At 74.1% G+C, this 18836-nt stretch carries 15 protein-coding genes; 10 read left to right on the forward strand and 5 right to left on the reverse strand.

Translation table 11 applies throughout. The annotated features are described in order from the left end of the window. Positions 1 to 3: 3 nt before the first annotated feature. Both J2S42_RS39340 and J2S42_RS39345 read left to right on the forward strand, forming a co-directional pair. A complete protein-coding gene (locus J2S42_RS39340; protein ID WP_307247782.1) occupies positions 4 to 540 on the forward strand; it encodes a DUF1990 domain-containing protein in 537 nt (178 codons plus the stop codon). A 322-nt stretch (positions 541 to 862) separates the two neighbouring features. Continuing rightward, positions 863 to 1270 carry an SRPBCC family protein gene (locus J2S42_RS39345; protein ID WP_307247784.1) on the forward strand — a complete coding sequence of 136 codons (408 nt, stop codon included), beginning with the start codon at positions 863 to 865 and terminating at the stop codon, positions 1268 to 1270. A 63-nt stretch (positions 1271 to 1333) separates the two neighbouring features. On the opposite strand, the gene J2S42_RS39350 is transcribed toward J2S42_RS39345, so the two are convergent. After that, positions 1334 to 1792 (reverse strand): SRPBCC domain-containing protein, encoded by a 459-nt coding sequence (locus tag J2S42_RS39350; protein ID WP_307247786.1) that lies wholly within the window; start codon positions 1790 to 1792, stop codon positions 1334 to 1336. Positions 1793 to 1821: 29 nt separating this feature from the next. On the opposite strand from J2S42_RS39350, the gene J2S42_RS39355 reads away from it, so the two are divergent. From J2S42_RS39355 to J2S42_RS39380, 6 genes are all read left to right on the forward strand, one after another. Then, positions 1822 to 2610 carry a PHP domain-containing protein gene (locus J2S42_RS39355; RefSeq protein WP_307247788.1) on the forward strand — a complete coding sequence of 263 codons (789 nt, stop codon included), beginning with the start codon at positions 1822 to 1824 and terminating at the stop codon, positions 2608 to 2610. A gap of 128 nt (positions 2611 to 2738) precedes the next feature. Continuing rightward, a complete protein-coding gene (locus tag J2S42_RS39360) occupies positions 2739 to 5174 on the forward strand; it encodes a carbohydrate binding domain-containing protein (RefSeq protein WP_307247790.1) in 2436 nt (811 codons plus the stop codon). A 114-nt stretch (positions 5175 to 5288) separates the two neighbouring features. Further along, positions 5289 to 8039 carry an AAA family ATPase gene (locus tag J2S42_RS39365; protein WP_307247792.1) on the forward strand — a complete coding sequence of 917 codons (2751 nt, stop codon included), beginning with the start codon at positions 5289 to 5291 and terminating at the stop codon, positions 8037 to 8039. 10 nt (positions 8040 to 8049) lie between these two features. Further along, positions 8050 to 8607, forward strand: a complete 558-nt coding sequence (locus tag J2S42_RS39370) for a GTPase (RefSeq protein ID WP_307247794.1) — start codon at positions 8050 to 8052, stop codon at positions 8605 to 8607. Continuing rightward, a complete protein-coding gene (locus J2S42_RS39375) occupies positions 8607 to 8759 on the forward strand; it encodes a hypothetical protein (protein WP_307247796.1) in 153 nt (50 codons plus the stop codon). Before J2S42_RS39370 ends, J2S42_RS39375 begins: the two co-directional genes overlap by 1 nt. Next, the gene (locus J2S42_RS39380) at positions 8756 to 8953 is read left to right on the forward strand and encodes a hypothetical protein (RefSeq protein ID WP_307247798.1); all 198 of its coding nucleotides are present in this window, start codon (positions 8756 to 8758) and stop codon (positions 8951 to 8953) included. Before J2S42_RS39375 ends, J2S42_RS39380 begins: the two co-directional genes overlap by 4 nt. Positions 8954 to 9077: 124 nt before the next feature. Here the strand turns inward: J2S42_RS39380 and J2S42_RS39385 are convergent, their stop codons facing one another. Beyond that, complete coding sequence (locus J2S42_RS39385) at positions 9078 to 13085, reverse strand: NACHT domain-containing protein (protein ID WP_307247800.1); 4008 nt, start codon at positions 13083 to 13085, stop codon at positions 9078 to 9080. Positions 13086 to 13421: 336 nt separating this feature from the next. On the opposite strand from J2S42_RS39385, the gene J2S42_RS39390 reads away from it, so the two are divergent. Next, entirely contained in the window at positions 13422 to 13763 is a 342-nt protein-coding gene (locus J2S42_RS39390; protein ID WP_307247802.1) for a CU044_2847 family protein, read from the forward strand. 47 nt (positions 13764 to 13810) lie between these two features. Beyond that, the gene (locus J2S42_RS39395; protein ID WP_307247804.1) at positions 13811 to 14605 is read left to right on the forward strand and encodes an SAM-dependent methyltransferase; all 795 of its coding nucleotides are present in this window, start codon (positions 13811 to 13813) and stop codon (positions 14603 to 14605) included. A 3-nt stretch (positions 14606 to 14608) separates the two neighbouring features. Here J2S42_RS39395 and J2S42_RS39400 read toward each other — a convergent pair whose 3' ends face one another. The 3 genes from J2S42_RS39400 to J2S42_RS39410 are packed head-to-tail and all read right to left on the reverse strand — an operon-like array spanning position 14609 to position 18833. Continuing rightward, complete coding sequence (locus J2S42_RS39400) at positions 14609 to 16591, reverse strand: beta-galactosidase (RefSeq protein WP_307247806.1); 1983 nt, start codon at positions 16589 to 16591, stop codon at positions 14609 to 14611. After that, positions 16588 to 17238 carry a hypothetical protein gene (locus J2S42_RS39405; RefSeq protein ID WP_307247808.1) on the reverse strand — a complete coding sequence of 217 codons (651 nt, stop codon included), beginning with the start codon at positions 17236 to 17238 and terminating at the stop codon, positions 16588 to 16590. The genes J2S42_RS39400 and J2S42_RS39405 overlap by 4 nt, the downstream gene beginning before the upstream one ends. After that, a complete protein-coding gene (locus J2S42_RS39410; RefSeq protein WP_307247810.1) occupies positions 17238 to 18833 on the reverse strand; it encodes an ABC transporter substrate-binding protein in 1596 nt (531 codons plus the stop codon). Before J2S42_RS39410 ends, J2S42_RS39405 begins: the two co-directional genes overlap by 1 nt. Between the last annotated feature and the right edge of the window lie 3 nt (positions 18834 to 18836).

Here is an 18836-nt window from a genome sequence, read left to right on the forward strand (position 1 = left end):
TCCATGAGGCGCGGAACGATCACCGGGCTGGCGACCGCCCCGTTGACGTACGAGGAGACCGGTGCCACCCGGGCCGAGCCGATGCCCGGCGGCTACCACCACGTGCACCGGGACGTCAGCATCGGCAGCGGCCCGGACGACTTCGCCCGGGCCGCCGACGCGCTGATCGGCTGGCGCATGCACGAGGGCGCCGGGCTGACCGTGCTCCACGCCGACGGGCCGGCCGCCCCCGGGGTCCTGGTCGTGCTGCGCGGACCGCTGCGCCTGCGCATCCCGTGCCGCGTCGTCTACACCGTCGACGAACCGGGCCGCCGCGGCTTCGCCTACGGGACGCTGCCCGGCCACCCGGAGCGCGGCGAGGAGGCGTTCACCGTCGTGCTGACCGGGACCGGCGACGTAAGGATCCGGATCCGCGCGTTCAGCCGCCCCGCCTCCCTGCTCATCCGCGCCGCCGGCCCGGTCAACCGCCGTTTCCAGCAGCACGCCACCGACCGCTACGTCGCCGCACTCGGCCGCCTCGCCCGCGGTCACGCCGGCTGAGCACCGCGCGGATCAGCGGCTGCCTGCTGCGGGCGTCACGCCGTGCCGCGGTGCCGCGGTCTCGTGCCGCGTTGTGGATCCTCGTGTACGGCGGGGGTCGGCCGGCCCCGCGCGGGACCGGCTCCGACGCCGGGCGGCAAGCGGAGCCAGCGGAGTCTTGCCGGACGGCGAGGTTTGCCCGCGGGAGCGCTCGGGACGCGACCGCGCCGGAAGCGGGGAGATCAATTTCTTTGATCGTGAATTCGACCGGCGGCAGCCTGATCCGGCGCGACGAAATGGCGGCGCCGGGATTGGGCCGGCCGGCTGGGGGCATGACCAGGACATGGGGCTGACCTGGGGAACCGTGCGCCGCAGTGCGGTGGTGTGTGGTCCGCGTGGCGCGGACGAGGTGTGGGATCGGTACGTGCGTCCGCGGCGCTGGCCGGAGTGGTCGCCGCAGATCCGGTCGGTGGACTACCCGGCCGGCGTGCTCGGGGCCGGTGGCGCCGGTGCGGTGCGCGGGCCGCTCGGGGTGCGGGTCAGGTTCCGGGTGGTGGACGTCGACCCGGCGGGGCCGGTGCGCAGCTGGTCCTGGGTGGTGTCGGCGGCGGGTCTGCGTCTCGGCCTCCGGCACACGGTCGAGGCGGCCGGCACCGGCACCCGGACCGGGCTGACGATCGAGGGACCCGCCCCGGCGGTGCTCGGTTATCTGCCGATCGCCCGCCTGGCGTTACGCCGGCTGGTCCGCTGAGAGTCTCCCGGGACGACCGCCGGCGGTACGGCCGGGAGCGCGCCGGGTGGACGGCGGGATCACCTACGAACCAGTCACGTACCGGGCGAGGTTGTCCAGGGCCGTCCGGGTGCCGGTCTCGTTGTCGGCGGCGGGAATCGCGTCCGGGATGCCCTCGTGCAGGATGGTGACCTCGGTGCCGCCGGTGGCCGGGGTGAGCGTGGTGGTCATCGTCATGGTGCCCCGCATCGCCGGGTCCGCGGTCTCGAACTCCATGGTCTCGACGACCTGCTCGTCCGGCACGAGCCGGAGGAACCGGCCGTGGTACGTGTCGGTGTGCGCGGCCGACTTGCCGGTCTCGCCGGGCACCTCGTAGGTCAGCGACACCCGGAACCGGCCGCCCTCACGCGCCTCGAACTCGTGCACCTGCCCGCGCATGCCCTCCGGCACCCGCCACGCCGCGATCGCGTCCGCCTCGGTCAGTGCCCGGTAGACCACCGCCGGTGCAGCGCCGACGAGCCGGGAGATCCGCGTCGAGTACATGCGGCCAGCATAGGGCTAGGCTGGGGCCGGTGAGCCTGCCCGCGGACAGTCATGTGCACAGCGAGTTCTCCTGGGACGCGGCACGGCGTGGCACCGGGTCGATGGAGCGGACCTGCGCGCGGGCGGTGGAGATCGGGCTGCCGGCGCTGGCGTTCACCGAGCATCTCGACCACACGGCCTGGCTGGACTACACCGCGCCGCCGCTGGACGTGGACGGCTACCTGGAGTCCGTCGAGCGGTGCCGGGACCTGTTCCCGCAGCTGCGCATCCTGACCGGCCTGGAGATCGGCGAGCCGCACTGGCACCCGGAGCCGGTCGCGAAGCTGCTGGCCGGCGGCCGGTTCGAGCGCGTCCTCGGCTCACTGCACTCGCTGCGCGTCCCGGCCGGGATCGCGGAGGCGAACTCGGTCTACCTGCTCCGCCCGGCCGCGGACGTGGTACGCGACTACCTGACCGAGCTACCGCAGCTGATCGCGGGCTCGGACGTGTTCGAGGCGCTGACCCACATCGACTACCCGGCCCGGCACTGGCCGGCCGACGAGGGGCGCTTCGACCCGTACGCGTTCGAGGAGGAGTTCCGGGTCGCGCTGCGCGCGCTGGCCGGGACCGGCCGCGCGCTGGAGATCAACACGCGGCGCCCGCTCGACGAGGTGGTGCTCCGCTGGTGGCACCAGGAAGGCGGCGACGCGGTCACGTTCGGCAGCGACGCCCATGAGCCGGACGCGCTGGCCCGCGGTTTCGCGGACGCGGCCGCGATGGCGCAGGCGCACGGCTTCCGGCCCGGCCCCCGGCCGTACGACTGGTGGTCCAGGTCCTGATCCCGTAGCTGACGCGCGGGTCTCGAACAGGGCCGCGCCGGTCCGGGACGTTCCAGGTGGTCGACTGGTGAACAGCGGCTGAACGTCCTGATGCGACGGACGCGGGTCGCATACAGCGGCTGCTATGAATGGTGCCCGTGAGATCATTTATACGTGTGGTCACCGCCGCACTACTGATCAGCGGGTTCGCCGTAGCGGCCGAATCCCCGGCCATCGCGGCGGTCACGCCGTCCGCGCGACTCCTGCTCAACCCCGGCTTCGAGGCCGGGCTGCCCGGCTGGACCACCGACGACGCGGGCGCGACCGCGGTCGTCACCTCGCCGGTGCACGGCGGCGGCCGCGCGGTCCGCATCACCGACACCTCCACCGGCAGTGGCGTCAGCGTGCGCAGTGCGCACCTGGCCGTGCTGCCGGGCGAGGAGATCACCACCTCCATCTGGGTGCAGCAGGCGGTCGCGGGGGCCGGCGGCTCGCTCTACCTCGAGTTCTGGCGTGCCGACGGCAGCCGGACCACCCCGGTGACCTCGCTCGCGGCCGCGGACTCCACCGCCTGGCAGAAACTCACCGTCACCGGGACCGTCCCGGACGACGCGGTCACCGCGACGCTGCTCGCCTACACCACGTGGGCCGACAGCGGCGTCACGTACTGGGACGACGCCGCGGTCACGGCGCTGCCGCCGCCGCTGCGCAAGGTGCCGAACGCCGGCTTCGAGGAGATGCGCAACCGGGAGGTCCCGACCCAGTGGACGTCCACGGAGCCGAACTGCACCGGCACCGCGTGCCCGGTCCAGTGGCTGCGCGGCACGGTCGCGCACGGCGGCTCCGGCTACGTGCTGATCAACGACACGTCCAGCGCCGAGGCGATCTCGGTGCTCAGCGACGCGGTACCGGTCAACGCGGGTGAGACGATCACCGCGTCCGCGTGGGCGCACCGGCTCAGCGGCACCGGCGCCCGGATCTACGTGGAGTTCCGGGACGCGTCCGGCGCCCGGATCGGCGTCACCGACACGGTCGTACCTTCCGGCTCCGGGTGGCAGAAGGCCAAGGTCACCGGCACCGCACCGGCCGGCGCGACCACCACCAGCGTGCGCCTCTACGGTGACCTCGACGGCGTCGGCCAGACCCGCTGGGACGACGTCGAGCTGCGCTCCAGCGCGGACGTGGCGGACAGCACCGCGCTGAACCCCGGCGCCGCCGTGCTGTTCGTCGGCGACCAGCGCGTCGAGGCGTACACCGGCGTCGAGCGCGTCGTCCACCCCGGCAGCAAGGGCGCGAACGACGGCGTCGTGCTGACCGGCACCGGCGCGGCCACCTGGGACGCCAACCCGCGGATGGGCGGCACCGTGCTGCCCGGGATCTTCCCCGGCGAGCCGGCGTTCACCATGTGGTACCAGACCAGCTCCGGCACCGGCCGGGCGATCAGCGACGACGGGATCACCTGGAGCCGGGACGGCCGTACCGCGCCGGTCTACCCGACGCACGGGCCGCAGGGCGTCGTGCGGAACCCGGCCTGGACGCCCGGCGCGACCGTGCCCAAGTTCTTCATGATGGTGCGGGAGGGCATGACCTACATCGGTAAACAGTCCAACGACGGCATCACCTGGTCGGCCATCTCCGGCGCCCGCGGCATTCCCGGGTTCGACGTGGCCATGGCCACCTACGACCCGGTGTCCAAGCGGTTCGTCGCGATGATCAAGAACCAGCTGACGTCGCCGTTCGGGCCGCGTACCACGTGGGTGTCGTACAGCACCGACTTCCGGACGTGGACCACGCCGTCCCCGTCGTTCGCGGCGGACCTGCTCGACGACGCGCGGATCCCGGCCGGGTACGGCCGGCTCGGCGACACCGCGTGGAGCGAGATCTACGGCATGCCGGCGATCCGCTACGGCGACCAGTTCCTCGGCGTCCCGTGGATCTTCGACATCGCGTACTCGCCGAACCGGCTCGGCAACCCCGGTGCGGACACCGGCCGCAGCCACCTCGGCGTCGCCGCGTCCCGCGACCTGGTCAACTGGAGCCGGCCGAGCCGCGACAACCTGGTCGAGCCCGGCCCGCTCGGCGGCTGGGACTACGGCTTCAACCTCTCCAGCAGCGGCTTCGTCACCGTCACCCGTGCCGACGGGCGGCTGGAGACCCGCCTCTACTACGGCGCGTTCAAGGGCGAGCACGTGTGCCAGCAGGAGCAGATCGACGCCGGCTACTGCACGGTCCACTACGGCAACTCCAACGTCGGCATGGTCTCCTGGCCGGCCGACCGGTTCGCGTCGTTCCACGCGGACGGCGCCGGCACGGTGACCACCCGGCCGCTGACCGCGGCCGGCCGTGCGCTGACCGTGAACTACCGGCCGGCCGCGGCCGGTGACTCGCTGCGCGTGGAGGTCCTCGACGTCAACGGCAACCCCATCCAGGGGTACGCCGCGGCCGACTCGATCCCGGTGACGACCGACGCGCTCGCACCCGGCGTGCGTGCGGCCTGGACCGGCGGCGACACGCTGCCCTCCGGTGCGGTCCGGCTCCGCTTCCACCTGTCCGGCGGCGACCTGTACTCCTTCGCCGCGAACTGACCCGATCGGCGGCGGCCCCCTCCCGGCGACGGGAGGGGGCGTTTGCGCCTCACCGTGGCAGACGGACAAAACGGCGGTCCGATCGCGCCCGGCCGTTGCTACTGTCCCGGCCTGATGACCCAGCGATCCGATTTCGTCGGCCGGGTGGCCGAGACCGCGATCCTCCGCCGGTCCTGGCAGCTGGCGGCCCGGGACGGCGGCACCCGGCTGGTCGCGGTGCACGGGCCGGCCGGCATCGGCAAGACCGCGCTGGTCCGGGCCGCACTGGCCACGGTGGACGGTGCGCCGCCGGTGGTCCGGGTCAGCGCGGACCGCGCCGGGTTCGTCCCGCCCTGGGCGGTGCTCGGCGCGATCCTGCGCGAGTTCGACGGCGAGGCACCGGCCGAGACCGCGGACCGCTACCTGGTGGCGATGACCGTGGCGGGGCTGTTCGAGCGGTCCGGTGGCCTGATCGTGTTCGTCGACGACGCGCATCGCATCGACGTGCCGTCGCTGACCGCGCTGCGCCACGCGACCGGGCGGGTGACCCGGCACCCACTGCTGGTCGTGCTGGCGTACCAGGCCGGCACCGACCCGGCCTGGCGGCTGACCGGCCGCGACGCGGACCCGGACCGGCCGCAGGAGTGGGCCGACGCCGCCGGGGCCGACGAGATCGCGCTCGGCGGGCTCACCGTCGAGGAGCTGATGCACCTCGCGCACGCGCGCAAGAGACCGCTGCCCACCGCGGCCGCGGTCCGGCTGCACGAGATCACCGGCGGCCATCCGGTGCACGCGGCCCACCTGCTCGACCGGTACGACCCGGCCACGTTCACCGCCGCGATCGGCCCGCTGGACGCGCCGCCGGACGTGACCCGCGCGGTCGCGGCCGGCCTGGCCGAGCTGCCGCCCGAGGTCCGCGACGTGATCATGACGGCGGCCGTGCTGGGCCGCCGGTTCAGCGCGGCGGACGTGCGCGAGTTGCACGGCGCGGACGTCCGGGTCGCGCTCGCGGCCGGGATCGAGGCCGGCCTGCTCGACGAGGAGCCGGGCAGCGCCGGTCGCCGGCTGCGGTTCGTCACCACGCTGGTGCGCGACGCAGCGTACGCCCGGCTGCCCGCCGGCCGGCGCGGTGAACTGCACCGGGCCGCCGCCCGGCTCGGCGACCGGGACACCGTCTGGCACCGCGTGGCGGCCAGCGACGGCCCGGACGAGACCCTGGCCGAGGCGGTGGCCCGGGTGGCGAAGATCGCGCTGCGCGAAGGCCGCCCGCAGCGTGCCGCGCAGTTCCTCACCCAGGCGCTGGAGCTGACCCCGCGGGACAGCCCGCACCGCGCCGCCCGGCTGCTGGAGGCGGTGGAGCTGCTGCTGGTCGCCGGCGAGATCGCCACCGCGGTCCGCTACCTGGACGCGCTGGACGAGCTGCCGCCCAGCCCGTGGCGTGCGTACGTGCGCAGTTACCTGCTGATGATCTCCGGGGATCTGGCCGCGGTCCGCACCGGCTTCCAGAGTGCGCTGACCGAGATGGACGATCAGGCACCGCCCGATCTCGAGGCCCGGATCTGCGGTCAGATCGCCGTCCTCGGCATCGTGGAACTCCGGCACGACGAGACCGTGTCGTACGCCGACCGGGCACTCTCGTTGCACCCGCGCGACCCGTCCGTGCTCACGTTCGCCTGGTTCGCCCGCAGCGTCGGCCTGGCGATGACCGGCCGCGGCGCGGAGGCGCTCGCCGCGCTGGCCAGCTCGACCGCGCTGGTCCGCGCGTCCGGGCTGGACGCGCTGGTGGCCCGCGGCATGATCCACCTCTGGACCGACGACCTGGACGCGGCCCGCCGCGACCTGACGGACGCGGTGCAGCGCGCCACCCGCGGCGAGTCGCTGCGCATCGGGCAGGCGCTGGCGTACCTGGCCGAGACCGAGTTCCGCCGTGGCGACCTGGACGCGGCCGTGCACCTGGCGCAGTGGGCCGCGGACGACGCCGAGGCCAACGGCCGGTTATGGGACTTCGCGCTGGTCCGGGCGCTGCGCGCGTATCCGCACGCGGCCCGCGGCGACTGGGGGATCGCGGAGGAGCTGGTCCGCTCGTCCGGGAACGCCGCGGTCACCCGGATCGGCCGCGCCTACTTCGCCGGTGGCCTGGCCGCGCTCGCCCAGGCCCGCGACGACCCGGGCGCGCTGCTCACCGCGGCCGACGACCTCGCGGCCGTGCTCGACGTCGGCGAGCCCGGCACCCACCTGTACGGCCCGCTGCGCGCGGACGCGCTCAGCCGCCTCGGCCGGCTCGACGAGGCCACCGCCGAACTGGCCGCGTTCCGGGCCCGCTACGACCACCTGCATCGCACGTCCGCCCGGATGACCGCGGACCGCGTGGCGGCGCAGATCGCGCTCGAGGCCGGCGACCCGGCCGGCGCCCGGGACCTGATCTTCGACGCGCTGCGCGGCGCCGAGCGGGTCGGCCTGCCGATCGAGGCCGGCCGGATCCGGCTGGTCGCGGCGCGCGTGCTGGACGCGCTCGGCCGCCGCCGCGCCGCCGAGCGCTTCCTGAACCGGGCGCGGCACGCGTTCCGCGGCGCCGGCGCGTACGCGGCACAGGCGTCCGCGCTCGCGGACACGCTGGGCCTGCCGGCCGGGCGCCCGGCCGGGCACGGGCTCGGCGCGCACGAACGGCAGGCGATCCGCATGCACCTGGACGGCGCCACGCACGCCGCGATCGGCGCGGCCATGCACTACAAGCCGAAGAGCATCGAGAACATGATGCGCGCGATCCGGCACGTCAAGCTGGAGATCCAGCCGGTCGAGGACGAGGACGCGGTGCTGGCCGACGCGATCGCCGAGGGGGTACCGGCCGCGGACCGAGGGGATGTGCCCGGGCCGCGGCCCCGCTAGACCTGAGGGCATGCGACGTTCCCTGCGCACCGCGGTCTTCCTGGGCACGCGCGGCGCCGGTAAGAGCTCCACGCTGAACCGCCTGTTCGCGCTGGGCCTGGACACCGACCCGGTGCGCGAGTGCGCCACCGGCCCGTCCGCGCACCGGCTGCGGGTCACCGGCGGCCGCCCGTGGCTGATCGTCGACCTGCCCGCCACCGACTGCGGCGAGCACCCGCACTACCGCCGCTGGCTGCCGCACGCCGACGTGATCGTCTGGATCACCCGGGCGAACACCCGCGCGTACCAGCAGGACCAGCGGTTCTGGCGCGACCACGCCCGGTTCGTGGCCACCGGCACCCGGCTGGTGCTCGCGGTCGGCGCGTTCGACACCCGGCTGGCCGGGCTGCCCGGCACGGCCGCCGACCCGCGCGCCGCGGATCTGGTCGGCCGGGCCCTGGCCGACGCCGGTGCCGGCATCATCCCGTTCACCTGGACCACCGTGGACCGCACCCGCGTCGTCCCGTACTCCGCCGAGGCCGGCTGGAACCTCGGCCGGCTGCACCGCGAGATCTTCGAGGAGCACTGATGGACCTGCCCGCCGACCCGCCGATCTGCCTGTCCCGCGCCCGCCCGCGCCGGCTGCCCACGCTGCGCCGGCCCGCGATCCGGGCCGGCTGCTGTCGCGAACCCGACCTGGTCCTGCTGATCAGCCGCGCCCGCCGGGCCGGCCACCGGTGAGCGATCTCGACGACCGGGACCGCCGGGAGATCGTCGACGCGCTCGACCGGGAGAGCCCGGCCGCGCGCACCGACATCCTGGCCACCGTGGACGCCTTCCGCGACTGGCTGCGCCGGACGCTGCACCTCATCTTCCTCAAGACCCACGACGACCTCGAACCGCTCTGGGCCTGGCTGCGCCTCGCCTACGCGTAGCGGGCGACAGGACCGGAGCATGCTGTCCCGCTTCCGGCGTGGCCGCTTCCCGCACGCTCCCGCGGGCACCGGTCGTCGCTGGCGCTCCTCCCTGCACGATCCGCGGGTGGCGAAGAGCAGCGGGTCATCCGGTGAGGTCGAGCACGGCCTGCCGCAGGAGCATCAGCAGTGGCTCGGCGGCGTCCGTGGACGTGTGGGGCAGCCAGGCGGCCGCGAGCGCCAGCACGCCGAACCGGAACGCGGTCCAGACGCGGGGATGCTCGGACGGCGGCACGGCACGCACACGGCGGTCCAGCTTGTCCGCGGCGACCAGCAGGGCGAGCCACCCGGCGCTGCCGATCAGCACGGCCGCCGCCGTGTGCGTGCCGACCGTCGCGACGAGCCACCCGTCGACGGCGCGGAACGGCGCGACGGCCGCGTCCCAGACCGGCGGCGAGAAGCGGTCACCGCCGTGCCACACCGCGACGGCGGCGAACAGCGTGGCGGCCGGTGCCACCTGGCGGGCCGCCGGTACGTCGCGGCCCGGCCGGCGCGGGCCCGCGATCAGCACGAGCAGCAGCGCCAGGACCGGCACCGCGAGCCGCGCCTGCACGGTCGCCACGCCGTCGAGGACCGCCTCGTCGCGGACGCTGCCGCCGTAGGAGAGCACGGCCAGCGCCGCCGTACCGGTCATCAGGTAGCCGGTGACCAGCAGCACGCCGAGGTAGAGGCCGTCCAGGCCCGCGATCCCGGCCGCCCGGCGCAGGCGGGTGACCGCGGACGCCCGCACCCACGCGGCCCGCGCACCGGCCTGCGCGGCCGCGGCCGGCGCCAGCGACGCGGCGAGTGCCAGCCGGGCCGCGGCCGCCGGGCCCGTGGAGGTCGCCAGCTCGGCCCGCAACGCGGCCCACCAGGCGGTCCGGCCCGCGCCGGCCGCCTGCCGCACCGTGGCTCGCTGGGCCTGTGCGACCTCGGCCGACGCGCGCTGATCGTGCAGCGCGCGCACCGCCTCGGCCAGCGTGCCGCTATCGGCTGGTGCGGTGACCGGCAGGGCGTCGTGCCGTTCGGTGAGCGCGGCGAGCGCGGCGTCGAACGGGTCCAGGGCCGGTGCGGGCGCCGCCGTCAGCCGCGGCGGGGGCGGCGCCCAGTCGAACTCGCGCCGGGCGTACCGTTCCGCCTCGACCGTGGTCCGTGGCCAGCCCCGGGCCCCGGGCAGCCGGTCCAGGCGCAGCGCCAGCAGTGCGAGCCCGGCCGTGACGCGTTCCCGCAGCGGGCCGCCGGGCCGGTCCGCCCGGTCGCGGAGCGTCTGCGCCGCCTCCGCGCGGAGCCCGTACGCCCGCGCGAGCACCAGCAGCACGTGAACGGCGAGACCGGCCGGGGTGCGCGGATCGGTGAGCACCTCGTCCGCCGCCGCGACGCCGGCGTCGGTGGCACCGAGCCGCCGCAGCGCCGTCAGCGCCAGCAGCCGCAGCTGCACCGGGCGGTCCGCGGAGCGCACCCAGCCGAGCAGCGCCGCCACGTCCGCCGCGCGCGGGTCCGCGCGGTCCAGCGCCTCGACCCGGCCGTCCGCCGGGCCGGCCGCCTCGTCCGGCCCGAATACGTGCGCGATCGCGGCGGACAGGCTGTGCGCGGCGGGCGGCACCACGGGCGGGTCCAGCAGCCTGTGCCGCCGCTGGTCGTACGGCAACCGGAAGACCCAGAACGGCACGAACGGCGCCGGATCGGCCCCGACCAGGTTCGGCCGCAGATGCGCGGGCAGCTGTGCGAGCTCCTCGCCGCTGACCGTGGCGGTCCGCTCGAGGCCGGCGCCGTGTTCGAGCTGCACGAGATGACCCATCGCCGCGACCTGGTCGGACCACACCACCGACCGCGCCGCCCGCAGCAGCAGCGCCCGCCGGATCGCGGCGGTCTCGCCGAGGCCGAGCAGCATGTCGATGGCCTGGAAGCGGTCCGCCTCGACCGGCGCGGACTCCACCAGCCGGACCAGGGTCGCCACGCCCCGCGCGCGGGCGTCCGCGTCCCGGTCGTGCGCGAGTGTGTGCAGCGCCTGGAACCGGCGCCGGCGGGAGACGGACCGGGCCGTGCCCAGCTCGGTCAGCACCCGCGCGCCGAACGCACGGTCCGCGGCCGTGGACCCGTGCGTCACCAGCATCCGGGCCGCGACGAGCCGGCGGCCGGCCGGTGCCCGGCCGGCGGCGACCGTGGACAGCACCCGGCCGTCCGGGTCCCTGGCGGCCAGCGACTCCAGCACGGCCGCGACCGTGGCGTCGTCCAGCCGGCCGAGCCGCAGCGCCCAGCGTGCGAGCGTGGTGAGCCGGCGGATCGCGTCCGGCGGCAGCGGCAGCCCGTCCTCCAGCACCTCGCAGAACGCGATCAGCGCCGGGAACCGCAGGCGCGGTCCGGGCAGCAACAGCACCACCAGGATCGGTACCGGATCGTGCCGGTCGCCGGTCCAGCGGGCGAGCGTGAAGAGCGAGACGTTGTCCAGCCCGCGCCGGCGGACCTGCCGCAGCCAGCGGCGCGGCGCGAAGCCGGACCGGACCCGCAGACCGGCGGCCAGGTACTCGGCGAACCCGCGGTGCACGAACGCGAGCCGGTCCCAGGCCACCACCAGCAGCCCGGTGTTGACCAGCAGCGACCGCACGTCGGCGACCAGGGCCGGCACGTCCGGCAACCCGGTGACGCGCTCGCGCAGCCAGTCCATGCCCACGCCGGTCGCGTCCGGGTCGTCGTCCCGGGCGAGCATCACCGTGGCGATCTCCTCCAGGCACTCCTCGGTGCTACCGGCCAGCAGCTCCGCCGCCCGCTGCGACGCCGGCCCGAACCGGCCGATCCGGGTCCGCAGATCCGCGTGCGCGGCCGCCCGCGACGGCCGTTCGTAGAGCAGCCCGTGCACGAACCGTCGGTACAGGCCGGTCCGGTCGATCGGCAGCGGGTCGTCCGGGTGCTTCTCGTGGACGATGGCCGCGATCGTGGCCAGCAACGGCACCGCGACCAGATGGGACAGCCGGCTGTGCGAGACCCGGTCGAGGAACGCCGCGGTGCGTTCCGGTGCCCGCCCCGGGTCACGCAGCTCGAACCACTTCGCCGCGAACGCGGCCAGCCGTCCCCGGTCGAACGGCAGCAGCTCGTACGCCTCGAACCGCAGCCGGGTGCCGACCTCCACGCCCCGGGAGCGCAGGCCGTCGAACTCGGCCTGCAGCAGCCCCCGGCTGGCCACCAGGATCCGCCAGTGCGAGCCGTACCCGCCCATGTAGTGCGCGATCGCCCCGATCAGCCGTTCCCGCCGCTCGGGGTCCATCACCTCGTCGAGGCCGTCGATGAGCAGCAGCCACTCCAGGCCCGGCCACGGCTCGCGGCCGAACATCGCGGGGGTGACGTCGCCGCCGAGCAGGTCGCCCAGGTCCGCGTGCACGGCGCCGGCGATCATCGCCGCCCACGGCTCGCCGGCCAGCAGCGCGGTCGCGGGGATCCGGACCGGCACCACCCAGCCGTACGGCGGCGGGCCCTTCTCCGCGTCGTCCCGCAGATGCCAGCCGGCCGTCTCGTGCACGATGCGCCGCAGCAGGCTGGACTTGCCCGCGCCGGGGCCGCCGACCAGCAGCGTGTGCCGGTGCGCGCCGACCATCTCGCGTACCGACAGCATCTGCTCGGCCCGGATCGCGGACGCCCCGGATCGCGGCGTGGCCTGCGGGCTCACGTAGATGGACGACAGTCCCGGCGACGGCCCGTCGGTCAGCCGGTACGGCATGTCGTCGGAGCGTTCGGCCTGGGCCGTGAGCAGCCGCCGCAGCCGCGGGTCGCCGATCGGCGGCGGCGCGGAACGAGGGGACGCCGCGTCGGCCGGCGTCCGCCAGTGCTCCTGGAGCTGGGTGGCGACGATCGTGGCCGGGATGATCCAGCCACCGCGCGGCCGGTCGTAGTCCCGGGAGGCCTTGACGATCCCGTGCAGCCGGCCTTCGCCGTCGACCGCCGGCGCGCCGCTCATCCCGTCGACGATCTCGTCGTCCTTGACCCGCAGATAGCCGTCCCCGCTGCGGCCGACCACGGTCAGGCGGAGGCTGTCCGGCTGCACGCCGGCTCCCGGCGTGTGCAGCGAGAACCCGACCGCGGTGAGGACCTCCGGCGGTGCCGGGCTGTCGCTGAGACGCACGTCCGGATGGTCCGGCGGCGCCGTGACGCGCAGGAACGCCAGGTCCGGGAAGGGGTAGTGCGCGTCCGCGCCCGGTCCGGCGGGACCAGCGTGACGGCCTCCGCGGTGAACTCCCGGTCCATCCAGACGACGGTGAGCGGGCCCGGGTGGCCGTGCACGACGTGCGCGCAGGTGACCACCGTGTGGTGCCGGAGGAACGAGCCGGTGCCCAGGTAGAGATCACCGGCCCGGATCGCGACGGTGGACATCCGTACGAGGTCCACGGGCCCGGCCGGATGGTAGATCACGGTGCGTAGCATAGTCGTCACGTGCATCCCCGTGTCGACAGGAGCCGATGTGACCGAGACCCGGATCGTCCCGCTGGTGCTGCCCGACGGCACCGAGATTCTCGCCGAGGTGGCCGTGGCCGGGACCGGCGGGGACGCGCGTGCGGCCGGCGCACTGTCGCTGGAGGACATTCGCGGGCAGATCGCCACCATCGGCGCGTTCTTCGCCGACACCGTCAAGCGGTCGCTGCCGGATCCGCCGGACCGGTTCGGCATCGACTTCGGGCTGAAGCTGGCCGTGGAGAGCAAGGGCCTGGTCAGCGTGCTGGCCAAGGCGTCCGGCGAGGCGACCGTCACGGTCCGCCTGGAGTGGGACCGCGCCGAGGTCACGGACGGTGACCCCCATGCATGACGATGCCGTCTGTCCATGCGGGACCGTCTGCGAGTAGATTACTGGGCGTGCCGCCGCTTGAGTTGAACACGGATGTTGCCCACTCCGCCCGGATCTATGACTTCCTGCTGGGCGGGAAGGACAACTTCGAGGCCGACCGCAAGGCGGCCGAGGCGATCATGAAGGCGTCGCCGAGCCTGCCGATCTCGATGCGGGCGAACCGGGACTACATGGTCCGCGTCGCCCGGCACCTGGCGAGCGAGCACGGCATCCGCCAGTTCCTGGACATCGGCACCGGGCTGCCGACCTCGCCGAACCTGCACGAGGTGGTGCAGGAGATCGCGCCGGAGTCACGGATCGTCTACGTGGACAACGACCCGCTGGTGCTCGCGCACGCCCGCGCGCTGCTGACCTCGCACGACGCCGGCGCGACCGCCTACATCGACGCGGACCTGCGGGACGTGCCGGCCATCCTCGGGTCGGCGCAGCTGCGCGACACGCTGGACCTGACGCGGCCGGTCGCGATCAGCCTGATCGCGGTGCTGCAGTTCGTCACCGACGAGGCGGAGGCGCACGCGATCCTCGACGAGTTGATCGCGGCGGTCCCGGCCGGCAGCGCGCTGGCGATCTCCACGGTCACGGCGAACAGTCTGCAGGCGGTCGGCGCGGCCGCGAGCTACAAGGCGCGCGGCATCCCGGCGAAGCCGCGCACGGACGACGAGGTGCGCGCGCTGTTCCGTGGGCTGGAGCTGGCCGAGCCGGGCGTGGTCCCGGTGCACCGCTGGCGCCCGGAGCCGGGCACCGACCCGGCGGCCGACGACGTCCACGTGCAGATGACCGGCGGTCTCGCGCTCAAGCGCTGAGCCTCAGCGCAGGATCAGCACGTCGCGTGGTGCGAGCCGGAGCGGCGCACCACGCGTGACCGGCGTGCCGGTCAGCAGATCCGTGGCGTCCCGGTCCGCGACGACCTCCACCGGCTCGTCGCGGTGGTTCAGGAGGAACATCAGCGGTACGCCGCCCGCCGTCACCCGGTGCGCCACCTCCAGGTCCGGCACGTCCGGGTACGGCCCGGCCAGGCCGTGCCGGTCCAGCGCGCGCCGCACCAGCGCGTCCACCCCGGGCTGTGCCAGCACGGTGCCCACGTACCAGGCCGCACCGCCGCCGTACTCGTTGCGGGTCACCGCGGCCGTCCCGGCGTAGAAGTCCGCGCCGTACGTGCCCTCCACCGCCGCTGTCAGCGGCGTGATCAGGTCGAAGTGCAGCCGTGCGTCCACCGCCGTGCCGTCCGCGAACGAGACCGGGTTGACCACGGCGGGCTCGCGCGCGTCCCACTCGTCCACGCGCACCCCCAGCAGCGAGGTCAACGGCGGATCACCGAGGTACGCGCGGGCGTGCTCATCCACCAGACCGGACAGGAACGTGGTGATCACCGTCCCGCCGCGCGCGGCCACCTCGGCCAGCCGCGCCGCCAGGTCGCCCTTGAGCAGGTGCAGCGCCGGCGCGAGGACCACGTCGTAGCCGCCCAGGTCCGCGGTCACCGGGACCGCGTCCAGGTCGGCACCGGCCGACCAGACCGCCCGGTGGTACGCCAGCACGATCTCCGGGTAACGCAGGTGCCGATTCAGCCCGTCGGTCATCTCCAGCGCCCACCAGCTGTCCCAGTCGAACAGCAGCGCGACCCGGGCCGGCGTGCGCGCGCCGACCGTGAGACCGCCTAGGTCGCGCAGTTCCGCGCCGAGCGCCGCGACCTCCCGGAACACCCGCGTGTCGTCCCGCCCGGCGTGCCCGATCACGGCGCCGTGGTACTTCTCGCACGCGCCCCGGCTCGCCCGCATCTGGAAGAACAGCACCGCGTCCGCGCCGTGCGCGACCGCCTGCCAGCTCCACGACCGCATCACGCCGGGCCGCTTGACCGGGTTGACCGCGCGGGACGCGGTGATCGACGGCGTCTGCTCCATCAGCCAGAACGGCGCCCCGCCCTTCAGCCCGCGCATCAGGTCGTGGGTGAACGCCATCCGCGCGTACGACACATCGTCCGGCGGATAGTTGTCCCAGGACACGAAGTCCAGGTCCGATGCCCACCGGTGATAGTCGATCGGCTGGTACATGCCCATGAAGTTGGTGGTCACCGGCGCGTCGGAGAACGCCCGCACCGCAGCCTTCTCGTCGCGGAAGTTCGCCAGCATCGCGTCCGACATGAACCGGCGGTAGTCGAGCGTGATCCCCTGGAACGCGGTGTGGTCCGGCCCGCGCCAGTGCTCGGTCAGCGCGCTCGGCGGCTCGATCTCGTCCCAGTCGCCGAACGTGTGCGACCAGAATCGGGTGTACCAGGCGTCGTTGAGCGCGTCCAGGCTGCCGTGGCGGGCGCGCAGCCAGTCCCGGAACCCCGCCGCGCACAGCCCGCAATAGCAGGCGCCGCCGTACTCGTTGCCCACGTGCCACGCGGTGACCACGTCGCCGTACCGTTCCGCGATCCTCCCGGCGACCAGCGCGGAGAACCGGCGGAACGCGGGGGAGGAGGGACAGGAGTGGTGCCGGGTGCCGTACGCGTGCCGCCGCCCCTCGAAGTCCACGCGCGTCACCTCCGGGTAGGCGCGGGCCATCCACGCCGGGTGCGCGCCGGTGCCGGTGGCCAGGCAGATCGTGCGGCCCTCGGCGGCCGCGCGCCCGACCACGGCGTCGAGCACGGTGAAGTCGTAGACGTCCTCGGCCGGCTGGGTCAGCCCCCAGGTGAACACGCCCAGCGTGACCGTGTCGATCGCCGCGAGGTCGAACAGCCGGTAGTCCTCCTTCCACACCTCTTCCGGCCACTGCTCCGGGTTGTAGTCGCCACCGAACAGGATCTTCACCGCATCGCACCCCTCGCGACGGTACGCACGAGCGCGAGCAGCAGCGGCGGCGCGGCGAGCAGCAGCGCGGCCTCGGTGCCGGCCAGCGTGACCGCGGCGGCCACCACGAGCAGCGCGGCCACGGTCAGCGTCACGCCGGGCCGGGTCGACAGCGTCCGCGCGGACCGCCGCGCCGCGTCCCGCCGGCCGAGCGCGACCAGCGCGAGCGCGACCGCGATCCACAGGCACGCGGCCACGGTGATCAGCGTGAGCGGCACCGCCCACCAGCCCGGCACCCGGGCCACGTCCAGGTGGGTCAGGTTGATCGCCATGATCGTGAGCAGGGCCAGGAACGGCGCCCACAGCCGCAGCGACGCCGCGAACCCGGCCCGGTAGCCGCGCCGGAAGTCCGCGGACGGGTGCAGGTCGGCCAGGTCCGGCCGGTGCGCGGCGAGCGCGTGCAGCGCGGCCGCGATGGCCGGCCCGGCCGGGAGCGCGGCCACGGCCAGCAGCGGCAGGTTGGTGACGTCGCCGCCGAGCGCGAGCCCGGCGGCGACGGTGGGGGCGCAGGCCACGGCCGTCCACGCGCCGACCACCAGCAGCCGGTGCACGAGTGCGGCGGCGCGGGCGAGCGGTGACTCGAGGACCGGCGCTCCCGGACGTACCATCACCCGTTCTTGTCCGTGTACCGGGTCCGGGCCTTGTTCACCAGGTCGATGTAGGCCTGCCCGTTCTTCGCGTTCAGCTCGGCGACGTAGGCGTCCCATTCGGCCAGGTCCCGCTGGCCGAGGATGAAGCGCAGCGTCTGCTGGGTGACGTAGTCCTTCAACGGCGTCTCCCAGAGCGTGGCCTGCTCGCGCTCGGAGTCGGTCAGCGGCGCCGGCGGCGGCACCGGGATCGAGGTCTTCGCGTCCATCGTGGCCTGGAACGCCTGCTCCTCCGCGGAGAACGTGGAGCGCAGCAGCTCGGTGCTGCCGCCGTAGGCGAAATTGCCGCCGGAGAAGCCGAAGTCCTTCTGCAGGTGCTTCGGCGCGCCCTTGTTCAGGCCGACGAAGTCGACGTTCTTCGTGAGCACCCGCTTGCCCGACGCGTCCCGGGTGAACGTGACGCCCTCCACGCCCCACTTCGCGAACTCCTGGCCGGCGTCGGAGTAGAACAGCCAGTCGACGAACTGCATCAGCGCCACGAAGTTCTTCGACTCGCGCGCCTTCGCCGAGATCATGATGCCGCTCTCCCGGCGGATCCAGTTCTTCACCTCGCCGGTCGGCCCGGACAGGAACGGGATCTTCGCCATCGTGGCGCCGTTCTTCAGCAGCGGCCGGTAGTCGTTGATCAGGTTCTGCGCGTTCGTGCTGATCACCAGCGCCTTGCCGGCGGCGACCTTCTGCTTGGCCTGGTCGTCGGTCTGCGTGAAGCTCTCCGGGTCGAGCAGCCCCTCGGCCACCAGCTTGTGCAGGTAGGTGAGCATGTCCCGGTACTGCGGCATGGCGCCGGTGAGCACGTACTTCTGCCCGTCCCAGGTGCCGGTGTTGTAGCCCCAGCCGGCCTGTGTGCCGTAGGCCAGCGCCAGCATGTTGAGCAGGTTGCCGCCCGGGTCCGGGACCGCGAACCGGTCGGAGAACGGGTACGAGTCCGGGTACCGCGCCTTCATCGCCTTCAGCGTGGTGTACAGCTGGTCCCAGGTCTTCGGCGGTTGCAGGCCCAGCTCCTGCAGCACGTCGGTGCGCACCGCGAGCGTGTAGTCCTGCCAGACGTTCTCGTGCAGGCCGGGCAGCACGTAGAACTTGCCGTCCGCCAGCCGCAGGTTGTCGATCTGCGGCTCCAGCTTCCACTTCGCGATCTTGTCCTTGAAGTGCGGCATCAGGTCGAGGTAGTCGCTGACCGGCAGGATCGCGCCGGACGCCACGAACGGCTGCTCCTGCGGCGGGTAGACCTTCGGGATGATGAACGGCGCGTCACCGGCGGAGACCACCAGGCCGCGCTTCTGGTTGTAGTCGCTGGCCGGCACCACGGACGGCGTGATCGTGATGTTGGTGCGCTTGGTCAGCTCCTGCCAGAACAGCCAGTCGTTCTTGATCGGATAGTTCGGGTGGTCGCTGTAGAGCATGTCGAACGTGATCGGCTCGGTGGCCTTGAACTGCGCGCCGATCGCGTAGTCCGCCATCGCGCCCACACGGTTCTCGTCGAGGTTGCTCTCCTCCGGCGATGATCCACAGGCGGCGAGGAGAGCGAGTGCCGCCAGTGACGCTATTGCTCGTTTCATGGA

The organism is Catenuloplanes indicus (genome assembly GCF_030813715.1).
GTDB lineage: Bacteria > Actinomycetota > Actinomycetes > Mycobacteriales > Micromonosporaceae > Catenuloplanes > Catenuloplanes indicus.